We start from the raw sequence: 21,147 nt of genomic DNA, 5'->3' as shown, positions 1-21,147 counted from the left end.
TCAATCTCCTTGACGTATTGGTACTTCCTTTACAATATCTTCTTTTACTGTCATATATAAGATTAATTTAACTTTACCATTCTCAGTGGTTTCATGCAAAATATTTTCAGAGACAACCCTTGCGTCATTTCCGAGCTGGAGCTGAAGTTCTCTCTTTGCCTGTTTGATTCCAATTTTAATTGCTTCTTCTTTACTTCGCTTTACTTTGTTATACTTCTTTTCGCTTAAAATAGTTTCAACCATTTTAAACGGCAGTTCCCATTTTAAAAAATATAAATCATTTACATTTCGTTCTTTATGAATATTATCAAATTCCGGTGAACCAAATCCCCAAACAGGTAACTCAAAATCGTTTAATTTAAGGTAATATTTACTTTTCCGTTCACCCGTAAGTAATTCATGACTAGCTTCGAGTGGAACTGTGACCGAAACCTCGTACCAGGTTTTGGCGATAATATCAGCTTCAGCTTCGACCAGTTCGTATTTCTTGTCCTTTTTATTTTCATCAAACCGCAGCTTGCCGGAGACCAATAGATCACCAGGCTCCACGTAATCGTTCACCTGAGCTTTCGGAACACCCTTGGATACATACATCTTCTGAATAACACCCTTTTTAGCGGCCACAAGGTTTCTCGGTCCTTCCTTTTCTTCCTCTTCTACGATTGTTTTTTCGACACCTTCCAGAACAAAGGTTGTCCCTTTCTTGTGCACGCCGACCCATAGAAGCTCCGGTATATCATGAATCAGTTTTTGCTGAATCACACTCGATTCAGCAATCGAAAACGTCCATGCTCCCTGATGAATGCCATATTCCTCCAGCTGCTTACTGATTTCCTCCTCCAAATCTGTTGGAACATCGGTAATTCGAACTTCCCAAATAATATTGGACAGAAAGAAAATGAGCAGTATACTCATCACAAAAGCAGTAATAATTTCTTTCCGAATTGTCAATTTCTTGAGAATAAACGGCAGTCCTTTTTTGCCAACAAAACTAATTTTACAGTCAGATGTCCGTTTAATCCTTTTGATGGTTTTCAAATCTTTTAACCTTATATTCCCAGTACAGACTATATCCGATTCCTTTCGAATATTCCAGACAAAAACACCTTTATCAGCACACGCCTGAAAAAAATTTTCCGGTTTTAACCCGTTAATTCTAATGGTGACATAGCCCGTTAAATAAGAACCTTGCATTTGTTTCATATTCTCACCCTTTGCCCCTGGTATCATTTATTCAGAAATGAATTTAATGTCCGTTATGGTACCTTCCAGCAGGATTTCTTCAGGCAGCATCGTTTTTAATACGAATGATTTTCCTGTAATCTGTATCAATCCTTTATTTGCCCTCACTGTCAGCTCGTTATCGGAATACACAACAAGTCCTTTGTGATTTTCTATGTATACATGAATTTGTCCGATTGTTGTGATTCTCGGCAATTCCAGCATGACATCCGATGGAAGGTCCAAATACTTTGTCAGCAATGGAGCGATTCGCTGCTGTAATTTTTTCATAGCTGTGGCCCCCTCTCACATCATATTTATGCGGTTAAGAGCGTAAAAAAGAACCACTTTCAGCAACTGGATGTTTGAAAGTGGTTCGCTTTATTTATTTTCTTTTTTCGGATATTGAACTGTTATATGGTTTCATTGACCTTGGCTTTCCTAGAACCTCTGACATGATAACACCATTGACCAGTCCTTTTTTATTCAGATTGCTCCTGACTCTTTTCTTAAACCGTTTCTGTTCAGCAGAAAGACCTTTGTCCAACGTACGCCGTTGTGAAGACATAAGACTCTCATATTTACGTTTATCCATTTCAATTTGTGTCTGCGACCTTTCTTTTTCCCTATGCAAGGCATGGTGTTCTTCCTTATCACCAAAATCTGTATCGTATGTCTGCTGCGCACTTGTTTCTGCAGTCTTTTTTTCGGTTGAATTATTAGCTGGGTTTTGCTTATCAACTATTTTTTTTTCCGATTTCATGGCTTTTTTTTCTTTTGATTTGGACGAAAAGGCGCTAACAAGCCCAAAGATGATAAGTATAAGAAAAGGGAGAAATTGCTCCATTGCAAGGCTCCTTTCCAGATTCAGTTCTTATTTATTGCTATCTTCCTCATCATCCTGTGATAGTTTTCCAATGGAGTCACGCATATCGGTATCGGCATCAATGTTTTTGTAATTCATATAATCCATTACACCAAGATTTCCGGAACGCAGCGCTTCTGCAAGTGCACGTGGTACATCTGCTTCAGCTTCCACCACTTTAGCACGCATTTCTTCAACTTTTGCAGCCATTTCCTGTTCTTGTGCGACAGCCATGGCACGGCGCTCTTCAGCTTTGGCCTGAGCAATATTCTTATCCGCTTCGGCCTGATCTGTTTGCAAAATAGCGCCAATGTTTTTACCTATATCAATATCTGCAATATCAATCGATAAAATTTCAAATGCAGTGCCGGCATCAAGTCCCCTCGACAAAACATTTTGGGAGATGGAGTCCGGATTTTCCAATACTTTCGCATGTGTTACCGAACTACCAATTGTACTTACAATTCCTTCACCGACACGGGCGATTACAGTTTCTTCACCAGCACCACCGACTAGACGATCAATGTTAGCACGAACTGTGATTCTCGCTTTTGCTTTTACTTCAATCCCGTCAATTGCGATACCGGAAATAAACGGGGTTTCAATTACTTTAGGATTTACACTCATTTGAACGGCTTCAAGTACATCACGCCCGGCAAGGTCAATCGCCGCCGTCCGTTCGAAGCTCAACTCAATGTTTGCGCGTTGTGCAGCAATCAATGCATTGACTACTCTGTCAACATTACCACCAGCCAGATAATGACTTTCAAGCTGGTTTGTCGTTACACTCAGCCCGGCTTTATGTGCTTTAATCAGCGGGTTGATGACCCTGGAAGGAATAACTCTACGCAGCCGCATCCCAACCAACGTAAAAATACCGACCTTAACCCCTGCTGCCAGAGCACTGATCCAAAGCATCACAGGGATAAACGTAAATAATACCGCCACAACAATTAATATAACTGCAATAATAATTATTGGCATAAGTTGAATATCCATCAAGATTCCTCCTGTTCATTTTCATTGTTCATTAACTCTCTCACCACTACGCGAACTCCTTCAACTTTCACAACTTTAACGGGCTGATTCTGGGCGATAAAACTGCCTTCCGTAACAACATCAATCCGCTCATCATCAAAGACTGCAGTTCCTGAAGGACGTAAGGGAGTTGCTGTTCGACCCCGAAGTCCAATCAGTTCCAGCCGATTTGACGCAGATACATATCCCTGTTCTGTCATTGTACTGTCTTTAAGAATAATATGACGGAAAATACCTTTTTCCAGCCCTACATTCCTAAATAGGATAACAATAGCAATTAACGCAACGATAAAAGCAATGCCTATACTCATTGCCATATGCCCTAAATCCTGTCCGGACATAATTAATGAAGCAATGATTGCACCAATCCCAAGTATCCCGACAATACCACCCGGGACAAAAAACTCAGCCAAAATCAGCATCAGTCCAATAATCAGTAAAACAATCGCTTCCATACCTGCAAGTCCTGCAACAACGTGCCCGTAAAAGAACAGGATTAATGACAATAAACCCACTGTACCAGGAATACCAAACCCTGGTGAAAACACTTCAATAATTAACCCAAGGCTGGCAAGCGATAAAAGAATGGGCACCACAACAGGGTTCGTTATAAATCGGGCAATTTTTTCAGACAGTGTCGGTTCTTTCTCAATGACTGTTGCATTGGAAAGGTTCAGTTCCGTCAATAATTCACTTCGATCCTGAACAGTACCAGCAGAATACCCTACATCCTTAGCTGATTCCGCTCCGAGGGTCAGGTATTTTCCCTCACCAGCACCATATTCAGGTAAATTAATACTTGGATCAGCCATCGCTACTGCATATAACGGGTCCTTACCCGTTGATTCCGCAGCGGTTTTCATCGCTGCTATCCACGCCGACTGAGCTTTTTTGCCGGCAGCGGTGCCATCCTGATTAATCACCCCGCTTGCCCCCATTGTTGCTTGCGGTTCCATGTAAATAGTATCCGTATTGAGTGCGATATAGGACCCCGCCGACAAAGCACGATTAACAATAAAAGATGTAGTCGGAATTTCCAAGTTCTGGAGGATTTCTGCAATGTTGCCAGCAGCATCAACACGCCCACCAGGTGTATCAATCTCAAATATGATATGATCTGCACCGTCCTTAACCGCTTCGTCAGTTGTCCGCTGAATGAATGACTCGAGTCCACGTTCCACTTCATCTTTTACCGGTATAATATAAACAGACTTACCACCATCATTCGCCTGAATCGAAGACATTGCGATAAAAAGGGAAGATGCAGCGATGAGAAGCATGATTATGTATTTGTAAAATTTATGCAAACGCCCTCACCCCCTCCCGCTTTTAATGGTGTCAATTTTACATACGGAAAAATAGTAAAATGGTTTCAATTCTTACATAAATAGTATCACATTCGGAATAAAATGGGGAGCAGATTTACAAATAATTGAACTCAATTATTTCCTAGTGGTTGATGTTTTACCCATACGCGTTAAAAAGCCCCGTCCAAATTGACGGGGCTTCCAATAAAATATTAATTTAAATGCTTTTGAACCAATTTGTTAATCTGTGAACCATCAGCCATTCCTTTAACCTTGGGCATGACTGCACTCATAACTTTTCCCATATCTTTTTTGGAAGTGGCATTCACTTCCTGAATCGTAGTCTGAACTATTGCCTCCAGCTCACTTTCGGAAAGCTGTTGAGGCATATATTCTTGTAAAATATTGATTTCAGTTTCAAGTTTTTTAACAAGATCATCTCGCCCAGCTGATTTAAATTCCTGGAGGGAATCCTTCCTTTGTTTCAGTTCTCTTGACAGAACTGTCAATTCTTCATCTTCGGAAAGATCTTTGTTACCAAGTTTAATCGATTCATTTTGCACTGAAGCTTTGACCATTCGGATAACTGTTAATTTTTCCTTATCCTTACTTTTCATGGCCTGCTTCATGTCTTGGTTCAGCTGTTCCATTAATGTCATGCTCTTGCACCTTCTTTTAATATCTGCGCTTTCTGGCATTTTCAGATTTCTTCTTGCGTCTTACACTTGGCTTTTCATAGTGTTCACGCTTACGGTATTCCTGAAGTGTACCGCTTTTTGAAACGCTGCGCTTGAAGCGGCGAAGAGCATCCTCGAGATTCTCGTTTTTACGAACGCGAGTTGTATTTGACATGCTAATTTCCCTCCCTCCGAAGCATAAAACAAAGTATACAAACATGCAGAACTTTACATGTCATTGATAATTATAATATAACCCCGTATGCAGGTCAACTTATAATTTTGAATCAATAATCCGCTTTACCTTTATTACCAGCCAGAATGTCCACTCCGGCACTGGCCCCGATTCTGGTTGCACCAGCATCAATCATTGCCTTTGTATCCTCGAGAGAGCGAATGCCTCCCGATGCTTTCACACCCATGTTAGAGCCGACAGTTTCGCGCATTAGTTTAACATCATCAACTGTCGCACCGCCGCCGGAAAATCCGGTGGACGTTTTAACAAAATCTGCCCGGGCCTGTTTGGCAAGTTTACAGGCAAGCACTTTTTCATCATCAGTCAGTAGGGAAGTTTCGATAATAACTTTTGTCAATGCTTCATTACCGGCTGCTTCCACGACAGTCTGAATATCAGCAAGTACAGCATCCTGATTCCCGGACTTAAGTTCACCAACATTGATAACCATATCCACTTCTGTTGCTCCATCCCGAATAGCCTGCTTCGTTTCAAATTCTTTTACGGCAGTAGTGGTAGCCCCCAGCGGAAATCCGATAACTGTACATACTTTTACATCCGTTTCCTGTAATTTCTCGTAGCAATACGGAACCCAATACGGGTTTACACAAACAGAAGCGAATCCGTGTGTTTTTGCTTCAGTGATAATCTGTTCAATCTTTTCCTTCTTCGTATCAGGTTTTAATTGGGTATGATCAATATATTTTGCCAGATCCATAGTCATTTAAGGGTTCTTCCTTTCATTTAAGTTGTACGTACCTCTAATTTCATCATAGCATGATACTGCACAAAAATAAATCCCGGAACGATCCGGGATTATTGTGCAGCTCCGATATTGGCGTTTGTCGCATTATCCATAACACGCACAAAGGTTCCTGCATTATACGGATAACCGGACTTGGTAATTTTCACACGGACAATTTTTCCGATTAAATCCTGTGAACCGTTAAATCGTACCTTCAAATAATTATCTGTATAGCCAACAAGCATGTTTTGATCACCTTCTGATGCATGCTCTTCCGGAATAACCTCAAGCACCTCATTCTCATACGTTGCAGCATATTCTTTGGCAAGCTGATCGGAAAGCTCTATCATTTGGCTAACCCGTTCATTTTTTACATCATCATCTACCTGGTTATCCATTTTGGCAGCAGGCGTTCCGGTCCGTCTCGAAAATGGAAATACGTGCAGCTCGGAATAGCCGATATCTTTTATGAAGTTACAGGTTTCTGTAAATTCTTCTTCCGTTTCACCCGGAAAACCGACAATGACATCTGATGTTATCGCCAATCCAGGAAGTGCGTTTCGGATTTTATTAACCTTTTGTTTATAAAAGTCACTGGAATACTTTCTACGCATTCTTGAGAGCACAGAGTCAGAACCGGACTGAAGTGGAATGTGCAGGTGACGCACAATTTTTTCCGACTTGTCAAGCACTTCAATTACCTCATCCGTAATCTGACTGGCTTCAATCGATGAAATGCGAATCCGTTTTAAACCTTCAACGTTCGTCTCCAATTCTCTGAGAAGTTTTGCAAAATTATAATCTTTCATATCTTCTCCATAGCCGGCAGTGTGGATACCTGTAAGCACAATTTCCTTATACCCCGCATCAACGAGGCTTTGTGCTTGTTTCACCACATTTTCAGGGTCTCTTGATCGAAGCAGACCACGTGACCATGGAATAATACAGAATGTGCAAAAGTTGTTGCAGCCTTCCTGAATTTTTAACGAAGCCCTTGTCCGATCGGTGAATTCAGGGACATCCATCTCTTCAAACACACGATTTTTCATAATGTTGGATACACCATTAATCGGTTCACGGGTCTTTTTGTGTTCTTCAATGTAATCAAGCATTTTCTTTCTATTCTGTGTTCCAACAATAATATCCACACCTGGAATTTCCATAATTTCACCAGGCGATGTTTGTGCATAGCAGCCTGTTACACAAATAATGGAGTCAGGATTTTTACGAATTGCTCTGCGGATGACCTGCCTGCTTTTTTTATCACCGGTATTGGTTACCGTACAGGTATTGATAACATAAACATCTGACTGGCGGTCGAAATCCACACGTTCGTACCCGTTATCCTTAAACATATTCCAGATTCCCTCTGTTTCATAATGATTCACTTTACATCCTAACGTATGGAAGGCAACAGTTGTCATCATGTACACCTCAATTCTTCTAAATGATAGGAAATGCTTGCCAATACATATAAGCTGGCCGTTTCTGTTCTAAGTATCCGGGGACCCAGTCTGATTGGCGTAAAATAATGTTCTGTTAAGACGGCCGCCTCTTTTTCAGAAATACCGCCTTCCGGACCGATATAGACAAGTACATTACTTCCTTTTTCCAGATTATTAATTACACTGCCAAGCGATTTACCCGGCATACTCTTTGCTTCTTCCTCATATGCAAACAATTTAACATCATACTTGTCCAAATATGCAGCCATCTTCTCCACAGATAATACCTGCAAAATATCAGGTATCCTGTTCCGATGACTTTGTTCACTTGCTTCTTTAACAATCTTCTGGAATCTGCTTAATTTCTTTTCCATTTTTTTGTCATTCCATAAAGCAACTGATCGCTCAGATTGAACTGGTATAAAAGCATTTGCACCAAGTTCTGTGCCTTTCTGCAGCACAAGTTCAAATTTATCGCTCTTCGGAATCCCTTGGGCAATCGTAACATCAACCGGCAATTCCGCAGATTCACTCAGCCACTCATCGATACTTGTGCGAACTTCAGCTGGACCGATAGAGATAATCCGGCATATTGCTGCGCTTCCACCCGGATGATTGCATATAATCCGATCTCCTTCATGACAACGCATAACACGGTGAATATGATGTGCATCATCGTCATGAATCAAAACAATAGATTCCCGCCAGTTCTCTTCAGGGACAAAATAGCGTTGCAATATCAGCACCACTTTTCAACTAAATCTTCTTGGCAACTATAGCCACCCAATCTTCCATTTCATTTACTTCCAAAATCCTGAACCCGTGTTTCTCCAAGTCATCCAACACCAGCTGTTTCTTAGCCTGGATAATTCCTGACGTGATAAAAACACCACCGGTACGCAGGTTATTCCATGCATCGTCAGTAAACCTGACGATAATTTCTGCCAGTATATTGGACACAATAACATCTGCTTCCATATCAATATGGTCCAGCAGATTATTCTGCCTGACATGAATCTGCTTATCGGTATTATTTAGCTTGGAGTTAATCGAAGTACTTTTAACTGCAATATCATCCAGGTCATAAGCATAAACTTCGCTTGCGCCAAGCAATGCTGATGCAATACTGAGCACACCGGAACCACAACCAACATCAATCGCCAGATCACCAGGCTGCAAATATTGTTCGATTGCTTGAATGCTTAATACGGTTGTCGGATGTGTTCCTGTTCCAAATGCCATTCCCGGATCAAGCTCAATAATCAATTCGTCACTTGATACACGTTCATATTCTTCCCAGGTTGGAATAATAGTAGTCTTTTTTGAAATTTTAACAGGCTTGTAGTATTTTTTCCATGCAGTCGCCCATTCCTCTTCCCGGATTTCACTAAGCGTAACCTGGTTTCTGCCGAGATCAATATCATACAGCATCAGGTTATTGACTGCCTGTTTAATTTCATCAACGGTTTCACCCAGGAAACTGTTAACCGGCAAATATGCTTTAATATATACGCCTTCTTCCGGATATTCTTCTTCATTCAGCTCATACACTTCGCCAAATTTACTTTCATGTTCCTTTGTAAGATCTGTTGGATCCTCGATCACAACTCCACTGGCACCTGTTTCATGAAGAATGTTAGAAATTGGTTCAATAGCTTCATTTGTTGTATGAATGCATATTTCCGACCATTTCATGTAATTCACTCATTTCCTGATAATATAGACTCATTTATGTAAACGGTGTTTCAGAAAACACCGTTTAGTTCTTAAATGCATTTTTGAACTTTTGAAAGAATGAACCGCCTTGTTCATCAGTTGCTTCATTTCCGCCAATTTCATTAAACTCGCGAATCAATTCCTTTTGGTGATCAGTCAGCTTGCTTGGTGTAATTACTCTTACCTGAACATGTTGGTCCCCATGGCCGTATCCACGAACATTTGGTGCACCTTTCCCTTTCAAGCGGAATGTTTTGCCGGTCTGCGTTCCTGCTGGTACTTTCAGCATAACTTTGCCATGTACGGTCGGTACTTCCATTTCATCACCAAGTGCAGCCTGTGCAAACGTTATTGGCAGTTCGCAATGGATATGATCGCCTTCACGCCGGAAAAATTCATGCGGCCGTACCTGAATTACAACGAACAAATCGCCGGGAGGACCTCCGTTTACGCCTGCTTCACCTTTTCCGGAGACTCTGATTTGATGTCCCTCGTCAATTCCTGCTGGGATGGAAATATGAATTTCTTTATTTTTGGTCACTTTTCCACTTCCGCCGCAAGTGCCGCATTTTTCAGGAATAATTTTACCTGAGCCATTACAGTGATGACATACACGTCGGTTAACAACTTTGCCGAACGGTGTGTTCTGCTCCATGTTCAGCTGACCCGAACCGCCACAATGCGAACAAGTATTTGCCTTTGTACCCGGTTTGGCACCTGATCCATCACACGTATCGCATTTTTCCTCTTTTGGTATTTTGACATCTGTTTCTTTACCGAAGATTGCTTCCTCAAAATCAAGCGTCATGGAATATTGCAAATCTGCACCCTGTTGCGGTGCGTTTGGATCACGTCTTCGCCCACCGCCAAAGAACATATCGAAAATATCGCCGAATCCACCAAAGTCCTGTGCACCGCCGCCAAATCCGCCGAACCCTTGGCCTTGGGCACCTGCATGGCCAAATTGATCGTACTGCGAACGTTTTTGCTCATTACTTAGAACTTCATAGGCTTCTTTTGCTTCTTTAAATTTATCGGATGCATTTTCCTCTTTGCTTACATCCGGGTGATATTTTCTGGCCAGCTTTCGATAGGCCTTTTTAATTTCATCTTTTGAAGCACCTTTTTCGACTCCAAGTACTTCATAATAGTCGCGCTTACTCACTTAAAAATCACTCTCCCGATACACTATTGCATAAAATTTATCTTACCATTATATTCGGCTTAATAGCAAACAAACACTGTATTCTATGCTGATTTTTCCATGAAAGTATTGGAAAATCAGTCTTCAGAAAAAAAGTCAAAGCCAAGAGAATCCTGACTTTGACTATTTTTTAATGGATGCTATCCTTATTTCTTGTCTTCTTCGTCGTTAACATCTTTATAATCAGCGTCCTCTACATCGTCTGCAGAACCTGAGTCTGCCTCTTCAGAACCCTGCTGTGCCTGTTGTTCCTGCTGCATCTGCTCATACATTTTCACTGAAAGCTGCTGAACCTGCTCCTGAAGTGCATCTTTCTTCTCTTTAATCTGATCCAAATCGTCAGCTTCAATAGCTTTTTTCAGTTCTTCTTTGGCATCTTCAGCTGTTTGTTTTTCATCTTCGGAAACATTCTCGCCGAGATCTTTAATCGTTTTATCCGTTGTAAAGATAAGCTGATCTGCTTCATTGCGAAGTTCTACTTCTTCCCGGCGCTTCTGATCTGCCTCGGCATTTTCCTCAGCATCTTTTACCATTTGTTCTACCTCTTCGTCAGATAAACCGGATGAAGATTTAATCGTAATGGATTGTTCTTTATTCGTTCCTTTATCTTTTGCACGAACACTTACAATACCATTTGCATCAATATCAAATGAAACTTCAATTTGTGGAACCCCTCTTGGTGCCGGCGGTATATCCGTTAATTGGAAACGGCCTAATGTTTTGTTATCCGCCGCCATTTCGCGTTCACCTTGAAGCACATGGATATCTACTGCAGTTTGATTATCAGCAGCTGTTGAGAATACTTGAGATTCGCTTGTTGGAATTGTAGTATTTCGTTCAATCAGTTTTGTTGTAACACTTCCCATTGTTTCAATACCAAGGGAAAGTGGTGTAACATCAAGCAATACAACGTCTTTTACATCACCCTGGAGTACACCGCCCTGAATTGCAGCACCAAGTGCAACAACTTCATCAGGGTTAACGCCCTTGGATGGCTCTTTGCCGGTTTCGCGTTTAATTGCTTCCTGTACAGCAGGGATACGTGTTGAGCCACCAACGAGAAGTACCCGGTTAATGTCATTGGATGACAAATCAGCATCTTTTAATGCTTTTCTGGTTGGAACCATTGTACGTTCAACCAATTCTGTCGTAAGCTCCTCGAATTTCGCGCGAGTCATCGTCATTTCCAAATGCATTGGACCAGCTTCCCCAGCCGTAATAAATGGTAATGAAATTTGTGTTTGTGCCACACCTGACAATTCTTTCTTCGCTTTTTCAGCTGCATCTTTCAATCGCTGTGTTGCCATTTTATCTTGTGAAAGGTCAATGCCATTCTCTTTTTTAAACTCTTTCACCATATGATCAATAATCACTTCATCAAAATCGTCACCACCAAGGCGGTTGTCACCGGCAGTCGAAACAACTTCAAACGTACCTTCGCCGATATCCAGGATTGATACGTCAAATGTACCGCCACCAAGGTCATAAACAAGAATAGTCTGATCCTGGTCTTCTTTGTCAATTCCGTATGCCAGCGCTGCTGCGGTTGGCTCGTTAATGATTCGTTCTACTTCAAGACCCGCTATTTTCCCTGCGTCCTTTGTTGCCTGACGCTCAGCATCATTAAAGTATGCCGGAACAGTGATAACGGCTTTATTAACCTCTTCACCTAGATAATCTTCTGCATATGATTTAATGTGCTGCAGAATAATTGCAGAAACTTCCTGAGGTGTATATTCTTTATCCTCAATCTTCACCTTGTAGTCAGTACCCATATGACGTTTAATAGATTGGATGGTGTTCGGGTTGGTTATTGCTTGACGTTTCGCAACTTCACCTACTTGACGCTCACCATTTTTGAATGCAACAACTGATGGTGTAGTCCGATTACCTTCCGGGGTGGGGATTACAACAGCTTCCCCGCCTTCCATAACGGATACACATGAATTTGTTGTACCTAAGTCAATACCAATAATCTTACTCATAAAACATTTCCTCCTTAACTGCTATTCTGTTACTTATTTACTTTAACCATTGCAGGTCGAATCACTTTATCTTTAAGCATATAGCCCTTTTGCAACTCTTCTGCAACAATATTCGATTCCATTTCCTCATCTTCCAGCTGCATGACAGCATGATGAAGATTTGGATCAAATTCTTTACCGACACATTCGATTTCCTCAATATCATTGGCCTTTAATGCATCCTTTATTTGCCGGTAGACCATTGAAATGCCATCAATGAAACCCTCAGCAGCATCTGTAACCTCAACCTGCAATGCCCGCTCAAAGTTATCCATAGCCGGCAATAATTCAGTTGCCAGTGCCTCCGCTTTATATTTTCGCTCCGCTTCTTTTTCTTTTTGGGAACGTTTTTTAAAGTTTTCAAACTCAGCCTGTGTTCTCAGCATTCGCTGGTAAAACTCATCCTTATCCTGTTTCAGCTTACTGATTTCAGCTTTCAAATCCTCCATTTCACTCTCATCCGATCCAAGCTGTTGCTGCAGGTCATCCTGTCCCTGTTCCGGATTATCAATTACTTCAGCAGTTTCAGCTGTTTCTGGAGCTTCCATTTCTTCAGCCTCATTACTGTTAACCGTTTTTTCCTTGTTTTCATCCATTCTTTAGCCACCTCCTGCATAACTCAATTTCATGATGGACTATATTTTAACAATATAACCCTTTAATTTTATACACATGAAGAATTGATGGGAGAAGTCCCACCAAATCGATGTACCCTTTTAGTAGCAGTATTATTCATTATTTTTATTCCACAAATATAAAGCATCAGACATTTCATGGGACAATGTATTTAACAGGCTTATTACCCTTTTATACTCCATGCGTGTCGGTCCAATGATTGCAATGGTTCCCATCTGCTCGCCGTTCAACTGGTACGTTGCAGTAATCAGGCTGAGATCCTTTATGGCATCCGCTTTATTTTCGTGACCAATCGTAACTTTAATCCCATTATGCGTTTCTTTAAGCAGCCTGGCGATCTCATTTTCATTTTCCATCATGGAGTAAAATGAACGAACTTTATTAATATCATTAAATTCAGGCTGTGTTAAAATATTGGTTTTACCACCAAAATATAATTTGACTGGATTTTCATTAAAAAATGCCTGCTTTATATAATTAAACGATTTTTCAAAATCTGAAATATATCTTTTCATCAACATGACAATTTCAGAGTTAAGCTTTTCCGGCAGTTGAATAAGTGGTACACCGCGTAAACGATCATTGAGAATGTTAACCATTTTTTCCAAATCGGATGAACTAATTTCTTCCGGTATGGAAAATGACCGATGCTCAACATGGCCGTTATCCGTAACAAGTATGACGACCGCGTTTTGCTTTGACAGTGTAACAATCTGCAATTGTTTCAGTTTAGTATCCAGTACTTCCGGGCCTAAAATGATTGACGTATAATTCGTAATGTCAGACAGAATTTCTGCAGATTTTTGTGCAATCTGTTCAAATTCGAAAAATCCGTCCTGAACTGAATTATGAATGAGCTTGGTATCACTCCCCGAACTTCTTGGTGCTGCTAAATGATCTACATAATAACGATATCCTTTTTCAGAAGGAACTCGCCCAGACGATGAGTGTGTTTTTTCCAGGAATCCCATTTCTTCCAAATCTGCCATTTCGTTTCGAATGGTTGCTGAACTGAAAGAAATATTGCTCTTTTTGGAAATCGCACGTGAACCAACCGGCTGTGCTGACTCGATGAAATCATCAATAATGACCTGCAAAATCATTAATTGTCTTTCTGTTAACATGATGATCACCTCTGTTAGCACTCTCAATCACCGAGTGCTAATGCTAATAATAAATTATCAAATCCGTATTTTTTTGTCAACGGACAAGCTTCAAATCTTCTTCCTCAAGCAGGAATTCCGCAAACACTTCATTTCCGAATAAAAGCCCATCGTCAGTCAGGCAATAATTCCCCTGCTGTTCAGCAAGCCATCCTTTTTTAACAAGACTTGAAATAGCACCCCCATACAAGCTGTCACAGGAAAAACCGAACTTGTCCCTGAAATGCTGCTGGTTAATCCCGCTCAACTTACGCAATCCAAGAAACATCTCTTCTTCCACCATTTCTTTCAGCCCGATTTCCTCTATTGATAATATCGGTTTTCCGTCGCTCATGGCCTTCTTGTTATAAGCGGGAAGCGGACGGATATTTCCGGTTCTCCTCCCAGGCAGATACCCGTGTGCGCCTGCGCCAAACCCATAATAATGCTCATTGTTCCAGTAGGTCAGATTGTGCTTGCTTTCAAACCCGTTCTTCGCAAAATTACTGATTTCATACTGGTTGATATTATTCCCCCGCATCGTGCTTTTTAGAATTTCATACATCTGGACTTCTGCTTCCTGCGGCGGGCGGTGCAGTTTCCCTTTTTTATGACGCTGATAAAATACGGTTTTGGGTTCAATTTGCAATGCGTACGTCGAATAGTGCGGGAGATCAAATGAGACAGCTTCTTCGAGTGATTTCTGAAACTGATCCACCGTCTGATTCGGCAATGCATAAATCAAATCAATACTGATATTTGAAAAACCATTTCGCTGCAGCAGGTTGATTGTGTGATAAACATCCTTTACTTTGTGCAGACGGCCCAATTCTTCAAGCATCTGATCATCAAAGACCTGTACCCCCAATGAAATGCGGTTCACGCCATAACTTTTCAGCAGCCTGACTTTCTCTACCTCAAAGTCGCCCGGATTTCCTTCGATTGTGTATTCCTCACAATTCGCGACGTCAAATTTATGATCAATAAGCTCCAGCAACGAACGGAGCTGCTTCATATTCAACGCTGTAGGTGTTCCCCCGCCAATAAAAATTGTTTTAACCTTTTGCTTCTTTCCATGAATGTTAGTGTTGATTTCGTTTGTCAGTGCTTCCATATATTCTGTAGCCAATCTTTCATTATAAAAGAACTTCGTAAAATCGCAGTAATGACAAATTTGCTGGCAGAATGGTATATGGATATAAACGGAATTAACCATCTTATCCTCTCCCAATACATTCAGCCACCGAAGAAACCCCGGTGGCTGAACAATACTCAACTCTGTTTCCCGTCCGTCTTAATCATTGTCCATCTTCAGAACTGCCATAAACGCTTCCTGAGGCACTTCGACAGACCCAACCATTTTCATCCGTTTCTTTCCTTCTTTCTGCTTTTCCAGAAGTTTACGTTTACGGGAAATATCGCCGCCATAACATTTGGATAAAACATTCTTTTTCATTGCTTTTATCGTCGAACGCGCGATAATCTTATTACCGATAGCTGCCTGAACCGGTACTTCAAATTGCTGCCTTGGAATAAGATCCTTCAGTTTGTCGACTATATGTTTCCCACGTTCATAGGCGAAATCCCGGTGAACAATAAATGATAAGGCATCAATTGTATCCCCGTTCAACAATATGTCCATTTTAACCAGGTTGGACGTTCTGTAACCAATCAAATCATAATCAAAAGAAGCGTATCCCTTCGTTTGTGATTTCAGCTGATCAAAAAAGTCATAGACAATTTCGGAAAGTGGAATATGATAAACAATATTAACCCGAATTTCATCAAGGTACTCCATATCAACAAACTGCCCGCGTTTTTTTTGGGCGATTTCCATTACTGGACCGACAAAATCGTTCGGTACCATGATTGTTGCCTTTACAAATGGTTCTCTGACTTCACTGATCAGCTGCGGATCCGGCATCACTGACGGATTATCAACTTCGACCGTTTCATGATCGGTCTGTTCCACTTCATATATTACACTCGGTGCAGTCGTAATTAATTCAATATTAAATTCCCGTTCAATCCGCTCCTGAATGATTTCCATATGTAACAAGCCCAGAAACCCGCAGCGAAAACCAAAGCCCAGTGCTTGCGATGTCTCTGCCTCATATTGCAATGATGAATCATTTAACTCCAGCCGTTCCAATGCCTCCCGCAAATCATTGTATTTATTTGAATCAATCGGAAACAATCCGCAAAACACCATTGGGTTCAACCGGCGATATCCCGGAAGTGGTTGATCTGCAGGATTATCAGCAAGTGTGACCGTATCCCCGACACGGCTGTCTCCCACATTTTTAATCGATGCTGTCAGAAATCCAACGTCTCCAACAGTTAATTCATCCTTGGCAACCGGTTTTGGTGTGAACACACCAATTTCATTTACTTCAAATTCTTTTCCGGTAGCCATCATCCTGATTTTATCGCCGATTTTCACGGAACCCTCTTTGATACATACGTAAGCAATTACTCCCCGATATGGGTCATATAAGGAATCAAATATGAGAGCTTTTAACGGATCTGCATCATTTCCGGACGGTGCAGGAATCGTATCAATTATACGCTCCAAAATTTCCGGAACCCCGATATTGTCTTTAGCCGAAGCAAGAATAACATCGTCTTTATCAAGTCCAACCACATCTTCCAGTTCCTGAGCCACCCTGTCAGGATCGGCATTTGGCAAATCAATCTTATTAATGACCGGTATAATTTCCAATTCATTATCCAAAGCCAAATAGATATTTGCAAGTGTTTGAGCCTCTATTCCCTGTGCCGCATCAACAACCAGAATTGCTCCCTCACACGCGGCAAGACTTCTTGAAACTTCATATGTAAAATCGACATGTCCCGGTGTATCAATTAAATGAAACGTATATTCTTCGCCACTTTTACTATCATAATGGAGTTGAACAGCATTGAGCTTAATTGTGATACCGCGTTCACGCTCCAGGTCCATGGCATCCAGAAATTGTTCCTTCATTTCGCGTTGTGATAATGCTTTGGTATTTTCAAGAATCCGGTCAGCCAATGTGGACTTACCGTGATCAATATGTGCTATAATCGAAAAATTCCGCACGTGACTTTGTTTTTTAACCATTCGTGACGTTCACTCCTACGTATCTATAAAATAGTTTGCTTTCAGACGTCAACAGCTAGGATTGATTATAGCAATTGCACCACTTACATTCAAGAACAAAAGCGGAAACACCCATTTGAAAATGCCATAATTAGCCGTCTTCCACATGAAGAGTTCAGCAACTTTAACATTTTCTGAAGGTTATTTTCGTTATAAAATTTGTTTGACGAAAAATGCATAAACTGCGACATAGTATGATGTTCTACCACCGCTGCGGAAATACACGTCGCATTCACTTTCAGCATAAGTGCGACATCAGCTCAAGAAAATCACTTTTGCTGTGTCTTCTTTACCATGGGCGGCTGATGAGCCTCCTTGTGCTCGTCGTATTGCAAGCAAATTCAGTGGTGTTACACTCCCCGCAAAAAAGATCGCTATTGAATCAAAATCGTTGTAGAAAAACGGACGATCCCGGACGGCAGGGTGAGAAGCGGACATGCTTATAGAAAACATTCCAGCAGTTAATTCGCAGTTTAGTTCAAATACGTGGTTAACAGGCAGCAAAATTTTTTTGAGAACTTTCATTAATCCTAGTCAAATAAAACGTGAATAAATCCGTAAATTACGTCAACTACAATGTTATAGAATCCTTTTACCGTACTTTCCAGGAAGCTGGCTATTTTTTGCGTTAAATTGGGAGGTTGTTCTGCTTTCAATACTTTTTCATCTGTTGTCCGTTGATTGACTTTTACAACCTGTACATCCTTTAATTGTTTCTGTTTTACTGTGTCCTCCTGCCGCATATCGGTTTCACCGCCGCGATCCATGCCAAGCACTAATCCCGTCAAAAAGAAAACAACCAATAACAATAGAACCAAAATCGAACGCATGTTGACAACCTCCTTCACCAGTTATTTCGGGTTACTGACTTTTTCAGCATCCCAATAATAGTCACTAAAAATATCTGCTACCGCATCTGCAGTACGGTGTAATTCCTCCATCGTATTATGAACTCCGCCAAATTCAATCAGGAGTGCGTTTCCTGATAAATCCTGGTTGTATACTCCATTGCTGCCTTCACCTTTTTTAACGATATATCCTCTGCTCAAACCAGGGTATTTTTTTTCAATAAGCTTATGCAGTTTATCCGCCAATTTAAGATTTTGTTTGTAATCTTCAAATTCCCCGCCAACAACGAACATAACGCGGGCGTAAGTCTTTCCATCTATTTCTGTTGTTGTTATGTCCCTTGACTGACCGTCACGATGTATATCGATAACGTATTGCAAGTCATTATTTTGGGAAAAAGCCTTTTTCACCACGTTTCGTGATGCATCATATGCCTGCCAGTATTCCCAGCCCTTTTCATTTAAAATACCCATTATATTTTCATCAGCAACCGTTGTACCAATACCATTCTGCTCTAGTTTTTTGGCTAAATAATCACTGATTTTTGTAACATTTACTTTTTTATGATGGGCTAAATCCTTGTCCTTGACTCCGGGCAAGTGCGGTAAAAAGGATTCGGTATTATGTGTATTGTAAAGAAAAACAACTTCCCTATTACCGGTAGAATGCTGTTCATCTTTTTTATTATCGTCTTTTGAACCTTTGTTCTTTTCCGATTCGCTTACAACCGCTTTTCTGTCTTCCAGCGCTTCATCAACTGGCGGTGACGATTCGATTGGCAGATTCGTATAATTTGTCCCTTCACCTGCCACAATTATTTCATATGCAAAGTTCGTCATGCCTGGAATTTCCTTACCAAGCAGACTTCTAGGATCGTTCGGCTTTATACTAGTTGCCATTTGGAAAAAAGTGTCCGGCAAGTCAGGTAATGGTTTGTCACTCGGATACGCCTCCCTGAACGCCCGGTTCTCCATTCCCAGCAAATATAAAAACGTTGTGCTTTCAATCTCACTCGTCCAATCGGATATTGTTTCCGATGAAATACGATATGCCGGGGCAACTGTTGTCAGCAGGCCAATAACAACGAATAAAATAAGAAATGAAATCACATAAACGCCACTTCTTTTATATAACTGCTTAAACCCTCTCCGGTTTTTATGATCCGGTCTGTTTCCTGACATCTTAGTTCCACTCCTTCTGAAGAACTCTTTCATAGTAAAATCTATGAAATATCTTCAGAAACTAGAACACATTCTGATGAATTAACAGAATTAATAGAGAAACGAGGCAGGGAAAAACCTACCTCGTGTACGACGCAAAATTTTCAACAGTAACTTTTTCATGCATGGCAGCATTTAAACCGGTGGCAAGCAGTGTAGCCATATCCTTCATGAATCCATCTACTTCCTTGGGTGTAACCATCAGATTGTGGCCGATAGGTGTGAGCACTTCTTTAATCAATGCTCGTTTATCATCTTCTGATAGCCCACCAACGATACCCAAAACAGTTTTTCGCTGTTCGTCATCAGGTAAATCATCTTCCGTAAATTTTTTATCACCAAATGTCATGCTAGCGGGGGTAAGTGACTTGGACGGGTTGTCTTTTTCCCGCCATTCGCGTCCAAAATGTTTTAAGAGATAATCAATCGTGTCACTGGTAATGGTCACAGCATCCACTACGGTCGGGACCCCTATGGAAAATACTGGTATGCCCAATGTTTCTTTGCTCAGTTCCTTTCGTTTATTGCCAACACCCGATCCCGGATGAATACCTGAATTGGCAATCTGAATTGTCTCATTAACCCGTTCAATCGACCTGGACGCCAGCGCATCAATAGCAATCACAAAATCCGGATTGAATTTTTCTACAATCCCGAAAATGATATCACTTGTTTCCATCCCCGTTACTCCCATTACCCCTGGAGTAACTGCTGCAACAGGTCGATACCCATCAGACACCGATTCATGATCCATTTGGAATAAATGACTGGTTACAAGAACTTTTTCCACACTCATTGGTCCGAGTGCATCTGGGGTAACATTCCAGTTTCCCAGACCCACAATCAATCCATTTGCATTTGCCGGTAAACCTTCCTCGTCAATAAGTTTTTTCAGTTCCTCTGCGAATATTTTTGCAGCAGCTTCCTGTCGTTTTGTATCCTGTCGTTTTACACCGTCCGCATAGATGGTAATATACGTTCCGGGCTTCTTACCGATAAGCTTTGACCCTTCGTCATCCACCTCAACATTTGATATGCGGATGTTGCTTTCTTCGCGTTCTTTTACCGTAACTCCGTTTATTTCCTGTTGTTGTTTATTTTCTTCTTTTTCCACATACATATCCTTCGCTTCGACAGCCAAATCTGTTCTTACCTGATATTCTTCATTACTCATCATAAAGACTCCTTCTCACCAGGATTAATTTCCTCTATGAAATAGACTTAACCATTAAGCATGAAAACATACAGCGATGTTGTAATGCAGCTATTGAAAAGGTTGTCTTCCTTTGGTAAAATGTCATTTGTTCATAAATAATGAAACGTTGTTGTTTTAGGAGGTGAAACAATGGCTAATATTAAATCAGCAATAAAACGCGTAGATACGAATAGAACGAAACATGACCAAAATTTGCAGTTCAAATCGGATATGCGTACCCAAATCAAACGTGTCGAGAAATTAATTGAGGCAAAAGATGCGGAAAATGCAAAACCTGCATTGAACCTGGCAGTTAAGAAAATTGATAAAGCAATCCAAAAGGGTGTCGTCCATAAAAATAATGGAAACCGCCAAAAATCAAGATTGACTAAAAAGGTTAACCAGCTTGGTGCATAATAAACATAAAAAACGATCCCTTGTACAGGATCGTTTTTTATGTTTTCTCGTCTTTGTTAGACCCTCAGC

General features: G+C 40.9%; 22 protein-coding genes. 1 reads left to right on the top strand and 21 read right to left on the bottom strand.

Features of this window, described 5'->3' with window-relative positions; translation table 11 throughout:
- The 21 genes from yqfD to gpr all read right to left on the bottom strand — a co-directional run bounded on the left by yqfD (position 1) and on the right by gpr (position 20,640).
- Positions 1 to 1,203, bottom strand: a complete 1,203-nt coding sequence (yqfD, locus tag ABD010_RS09505; RefSeq protein ID WP_343812400.1) for a sporulation protein YqfD — start codon at positions 1,201 to 1,203, stop codon at positions 1 to 3.
- Positions 1,204 to 1,230: 27 nt separating this feature from the next.
- The gene (gene yqfC / locus ABD010_RS09500) at positions 1,231 to 1,512 is read right to left on the bottom strand and encodes a sporulation protein YqfC (RefSeq protein ID WP_343812398.1); all 282 of its coding nucleotides are present in this window, start codon (positions 1,510 to 1,512) and stop codon (positions 1,231 to 1,233) included.
- A gap of 94 nt (positions 1,513 to 1,606) precedes the next feature.
- Positions 1,607 to 2,068 carry a hypothetical protein gene (locus tag ABD010_RS09495; protein ID WP_343812396.1) on the bottom strand — a complete coding sequence of 154 codons (462 nt, stop codon included), beginning with the start codon at positions 2,066 to 2,068 and terminating at the stop codon, positions 1,607 to 1,609.
- 27 nt (positions 2,069 to 2,095) lie between these two features.
- Positions 2,096 to 3,085: a flotillin-like protein FloA gene (gene floA, locus ABD010_RS09490; RefSeq protein ID WP_343812395.1), complete on the bottom strand. Its 990-nt coding sequence runs from the start codon at positions 3,083 to 3,085 to the stop codon at positions 2,096 to 2,098.
- Positions 3,085 to 4,368 (bottom strand): NfeD family protein, encoded by a 1,284-nt coding sequence (locus ABD010_RS09485; protein ID WP_343812622.1) that lies wholly within the window; start codon positions 4,366 to 4,368, stop codon positions 3,085 to 3,087. Before ABD010_RS09485 ends, floA begins: the two co-directional genes overlap by 1 nt.
- 275 nt (positions 4,369 to 4,643) lie before the next feature.
- Positions 4,644 to 5,090: a GatB/YqeY domain-containing protein gene (locus ABD010_RS09480; RefSeq protein ID WP_343812393.1), complete on the bottom strand. Its 447-nt coding sequence runs from the start codon at positions 5,088 to 5,090 to the stop codon at positions 4,644 to 4,646.
- Positions 5,091 to 5,106: 16 nt separating this feature from the next.
- Complete coding sequence (gene rpsU / locus ABD010_RS09475; protein WP_343812391.1) at positions 5,107 to 5,283, bottom strand: 30S ribosomal protein S21; 177 nt, start codon at positions 5,281 to 5,283, stop codon at positions 5,107 to 5,109.
- 112 nt (positions 5,284 to 5,395) lie between these two features.
- Positions 5,396 to 6,067 (bottom strand): deoxyribose-phosphate aldolase, encoded by a 672-nt coding sequence (gene deoC / locus ABD010_RS09470; protein WP_343812389.1) that lies wholly within the window; start codon positions 6,065 to 6,067, stop codon positions 5,396 to 5,398.
- A 92-nt stretch (positions 6,068 to 6,159) separates the two neighbouring features.
- Entirely contained in the window at positions 6,160 to 7,512 is a 1,353-nt protein-coding gene (mtaB, locus tag ABD010_RS09465) for a tRNA (N(6)-L-threonylcarbamoyladenosine(37)-C(2))-methylthiotransferase MtaB (RefSeq protein WP_343812619.1), read from the bottom strand.
- The gene (locus tag ABD010_RS09460; RefSeq protein WP_343812617.1) at positions 7,512 to 8,279 is read right to left on the bottom strand and encodes a 16S rRNA (uracil(1498)-N(3))-methyltransferase; all 768 of its coding nucleotides are present in this window, start codon (positions 8,277 to 8,279) and stop codon (positions 7,512 to 7,514) included. The genes mtaB and ABD010_RS09460 overlap by 1 nt, the downstream gene beginning before the upstream one ends.
- A 10-nt stretch (positions 8,280 to 8,289) precedes the next feature.
- Entirely contained in the window at positions 8,290 to 9,228 is a 939-nt protein-coding gene (gene prmA, locus ABD010_RS09455; RefSeq protein WP_343812387.1) for a 50S ribosomal protein L11 methyltransferase, read from the bottom strand.
- A 64-nt stretch (positions 9,229 to 9,292) separates the two neighbouring features.
- Positions 9,293 to 10,414, bottom strand: coding sequence for a molecular chaperone DnaJ (dnaJ, locus tag ABD010_RS09450; RefSeq protein WP_343812385.1), 1,122 nt, complete (start codon positions 10,412 to 10,414; stop codon positions 9,293 to 9,295).
- A 185-nt stretch (positions 10,415 to 10,599) separates the two neighbouring features.
- The gene (dnaK, locus tag ABD010_RS09445) at positions 10,600 to 12,438 is read right to left on the bottom strand and encodes a molecular chaperone DnaK (RefSeq protein WP_343812383.1); all 1,839 of its coding nucleotides are present in this window, start codon (positions 12,436 to 12,438) and stop codon (positions 10,600 to 10,602) included.
- A 29-nt stretch (positions 12,439 to 12,467) separates the two neighbouring features.
- A complete protein-coding gene (gene grpE, locus ABD010_RS09440; RefSeq protein ID WP_343812381.1) occupies positions 12,468 to 13,073 on the bottom strand; it encodes a nucleotide exchange factor GrpE in 606 nt (201 codons plus the stop codon).
- 132 nt (positions 13,074 to 13,205) lie between these two features.
- Entirely contained in the window at positions 13,206 to 14,237 is a 1,032-nt protein-coding gene (hrcA, locus tag ABD010_RS09435) for a heat-inducible transcriptional repressor HrcA (RefSeq protein ID WP_343812379.1), read from the bottom strand.
- 76 nt (positions 14,238 to 14,313) lie between these two features.
- Entirely contained in the window at positions 14,314 to 15,471 is a 1,158-nt protein-coding gene (gene hemW / locus ABD010_RS09430; protein WP_343812378.1) for a radical SAM family heme chaperone HemW, read from the bottom strand.
- A 78-nt stretch (positions 15,472 to 15,549) separates the two neighbouring features.
- A complete protein-coding gene (gene lepA, locus ABD010_RS09425) occupies positions 15,550 to 17,358 on the bottom strand; it encodes a translation elongation factor 4 (protein ID WP_343812377.1) in 1,809 nt (602 codons plus the stop codon).
- Between the two features lie 294 nt (positions 17,359 to 17,652).
- Complete coding sequence (locus ABD010_RS09420; protein ID WP_343812376.1) at positions 17,653 to 17,922, bottom strand: hypothetical protein; 270 nt, start codon at positions 17,920 to 17,922, stop codon at positions 17,653 to 17,655.
- 5 nt (positions 17,923 to 17,927) lie between these two features.
- Positions 17,928 to 18,227 (bottom strand): hypothetical protein, encoded by a 300-nt coding sequence (locus ABD010_RS09415; RefSeq protein ID WP_343812375.1) that lies wholly within the window; start codon positions 18,225 to 18,227, stop codon positions 17,928 to 17,930.
- Between the two features lie 21 nt (positions 18,228 to 18,248).
- Positions 18,249 to 19,427, bottom strand: a complete 1,179-nt coding sequence (gene spoIIP, locus ABD010_RS09410; protein ID WP_343812374.1) for a stage II sporulation protein P — start codon at positions 19,425 to 19,427, stop codon at positions 18,249 to 18,251.
- A gap of 118 nt (positions 19,428 to 19,545) precedes the next feature.
- Positions 19,546 to 20,640, bottom strand: a complete 1,095-nt coding sequence (gpr, locus tag ABD010_RS09405; protein ID WP_343812615.1) for a GPR endopeptidase — start codon at positions 20,638 to 20,640, stop codon at positions 19,546 to 19,548.
- 171 nt (positions 20,641 to 20,811) lie between these two features.
- Here gpr and rpsT point away from each other — a divergent pair, with 171 nt between their 5' ends.
- Positions 20,812 to 21,078, top strand: a complete 267-nt coding sequence (rpsT, locus tag ABD010_RS09400; protein ID WP_343812373.1) for a 30S ribosomal protein S20 — start codon at positions 20,812 to 20,814, stop codon at positions 21,076 to 21,078.
- The last annotated feature ends 69 nt before the right edge of the window (positions 21,079 to 21,147 follow it).

Source organism: Virgibacillus siamensis (assembly GCF_039522605.1).
In the GTDB taxonomy this organism is placed as follows: domain Bacteria; phylum Bacillota; class Bacilli; order Bacillales; family Amphibacillaceae; genus Lentibacillus; species Lentibacillus siamensis.
This window is presented reverse-complemented; position numbering and strand designations above follow the sequence as displayed.

What these genes read in the sequence shown, in the direction of transcription:
- ABD010_RS09420 (WP_343812376.1), bottom strand. Translation starts at nt 17,922, where the DNA reads ATGAAAGTTCTCAAAAAAATTTTGCTGCCTGTTAACCACGTATTTGAA.
- gpr (WP_343812615.1), bottom strand. Translation starts at nt 20,640, where the DNA reads ATGAGTAATGAAGAATATCAGGTAAGAACAGATTTGGCTGTCGAAGCG.
- ABD010_RS09495 (WP_343812396.1), bottom strand. Translation starts at nt 2,068, where the DNA reads ATGGAGCAATTTCTCCCTTTTCTTATACTTATCATCTTTGGGCTTGTT.
- ABD010_RS09485 (WP_343812622.1), bottom strand. Translation starts at nt 4,368, where the DNA reads ATGTCTTCGATTCAGGCGAATGATGGTGGTAAGTCTGTTTATATTATA.
- yqfD (WP_343812400.1), bottom strand. Translation starts at nt 1,203, where the DNA reads ATGAAACAAATGCAAGGTTCTTATTTAACGGGCTATGTCACCATTAGA.
- lepA (WP_343812377.1), bottom strand. Translation starts at nt 17,358, where the DNA reads ATGGTTAAAAAACAAAGTCACGTGCGGAATTTTTCGATTATAGCACAT.
- rpsU (WP_343812391.1), bottom strand. Translation starts at nt 5,283, where the DNA reads ATGTCAAATACAACTCGCGTTCGTAAAAACGAGAATCTCGAGGATGCT.
- grpE (WP_343812381.1), bottom strand. Translation starts at nt 13,073, where the DNA reads ATGGATGAAAACAAGGAAAAAACGGTTAACAGTAATGAGGCTGAAGAA.
- floA (WP_343812395.1), bottom strand. Translation starts at nt 3,085, where the DNA reads ATGGATATTCAACTTATGCCAATAATTATTATTGCAGTTATATTAATT.
- hrcA (WP_343812379.1), bottom strand. Translation starts at nt 14,237, where the DNA reads ATGTTAACAGAAAGACAATTAATGATTTTGCAGGTCATTATTGATGAT.
- rpsT (WP_343812373.1), top strand. Translation starts at nt 20,812, where the DNA reads ATGGCTAATATTAAATCAGCAATAAAACGCGTAGATACGAATAGAACG.
- deoC (WP_343812389.1), bottom strand. Translation starts at nt 6,067, where the DNA reads ATGACTATGGATCTGGCAAAATATATTGATCATACCCAATTAAAACCT.
- dnaK (WP_343812383.1), bottom strand. Translation starts at nt 12,438, where the DNA reads ATGAGTAAGATTATTGGTATTGACTTAGGTACAACAAATTCATGTGTA.
- prmA (WP_343812387.1), bottom strand. Translation starts at nt 9,228, where the DNA reads ATGAAATGGTCGGAAATATGCATTCATACAACAAATGAAGCTATTGAA.
- yqfC (WP_343812398.1), bottom strand. Translation starts at nt 1,512, where the DNA reads ATGAAAAAATTACAGCAGCGAATCGCTCCATTGCTGACAAAGTATTTG.
- ABD010_RS09480 (WP_343812393.1), bottom strand. Translation starts at nt 5,090, where the DNA reads ATGACATTAATGGAACAGCTGAACCAAGACATGAAGCAGGCCATGAAA.
- ABD010_RS09415 (WP_343812375.1), bottom strand. Translation starts at nt 18,227, where the DNA reads ATGCGTTCGATTTTGGTTCTATTGTTATTGGTTGTTTTCTTTTTGACG.
- spoIIP (WP_343812374.1), bottom strand. Translation starts at nt 19,427, where the DNA reads ATGTCAGGAAACAGACCGGATCATAAAAACCGGAGAGGGTTTAAGCAG.
- mtaB (WP_343812619.1), bottom strand. Translation starts at nt 7,512, where the DNA reads ATGACAACTGTTGCCTTCCATACGTTAGGATGTAAAGTGAATCATTAT.
- hemW (WP_343812378.1), bottom strand. Translation starts at nt 15,471, where the DNA reads ATGGTTAATTCCGTTTATATCCATATACCATTCTGCCAGCAAATTTGT.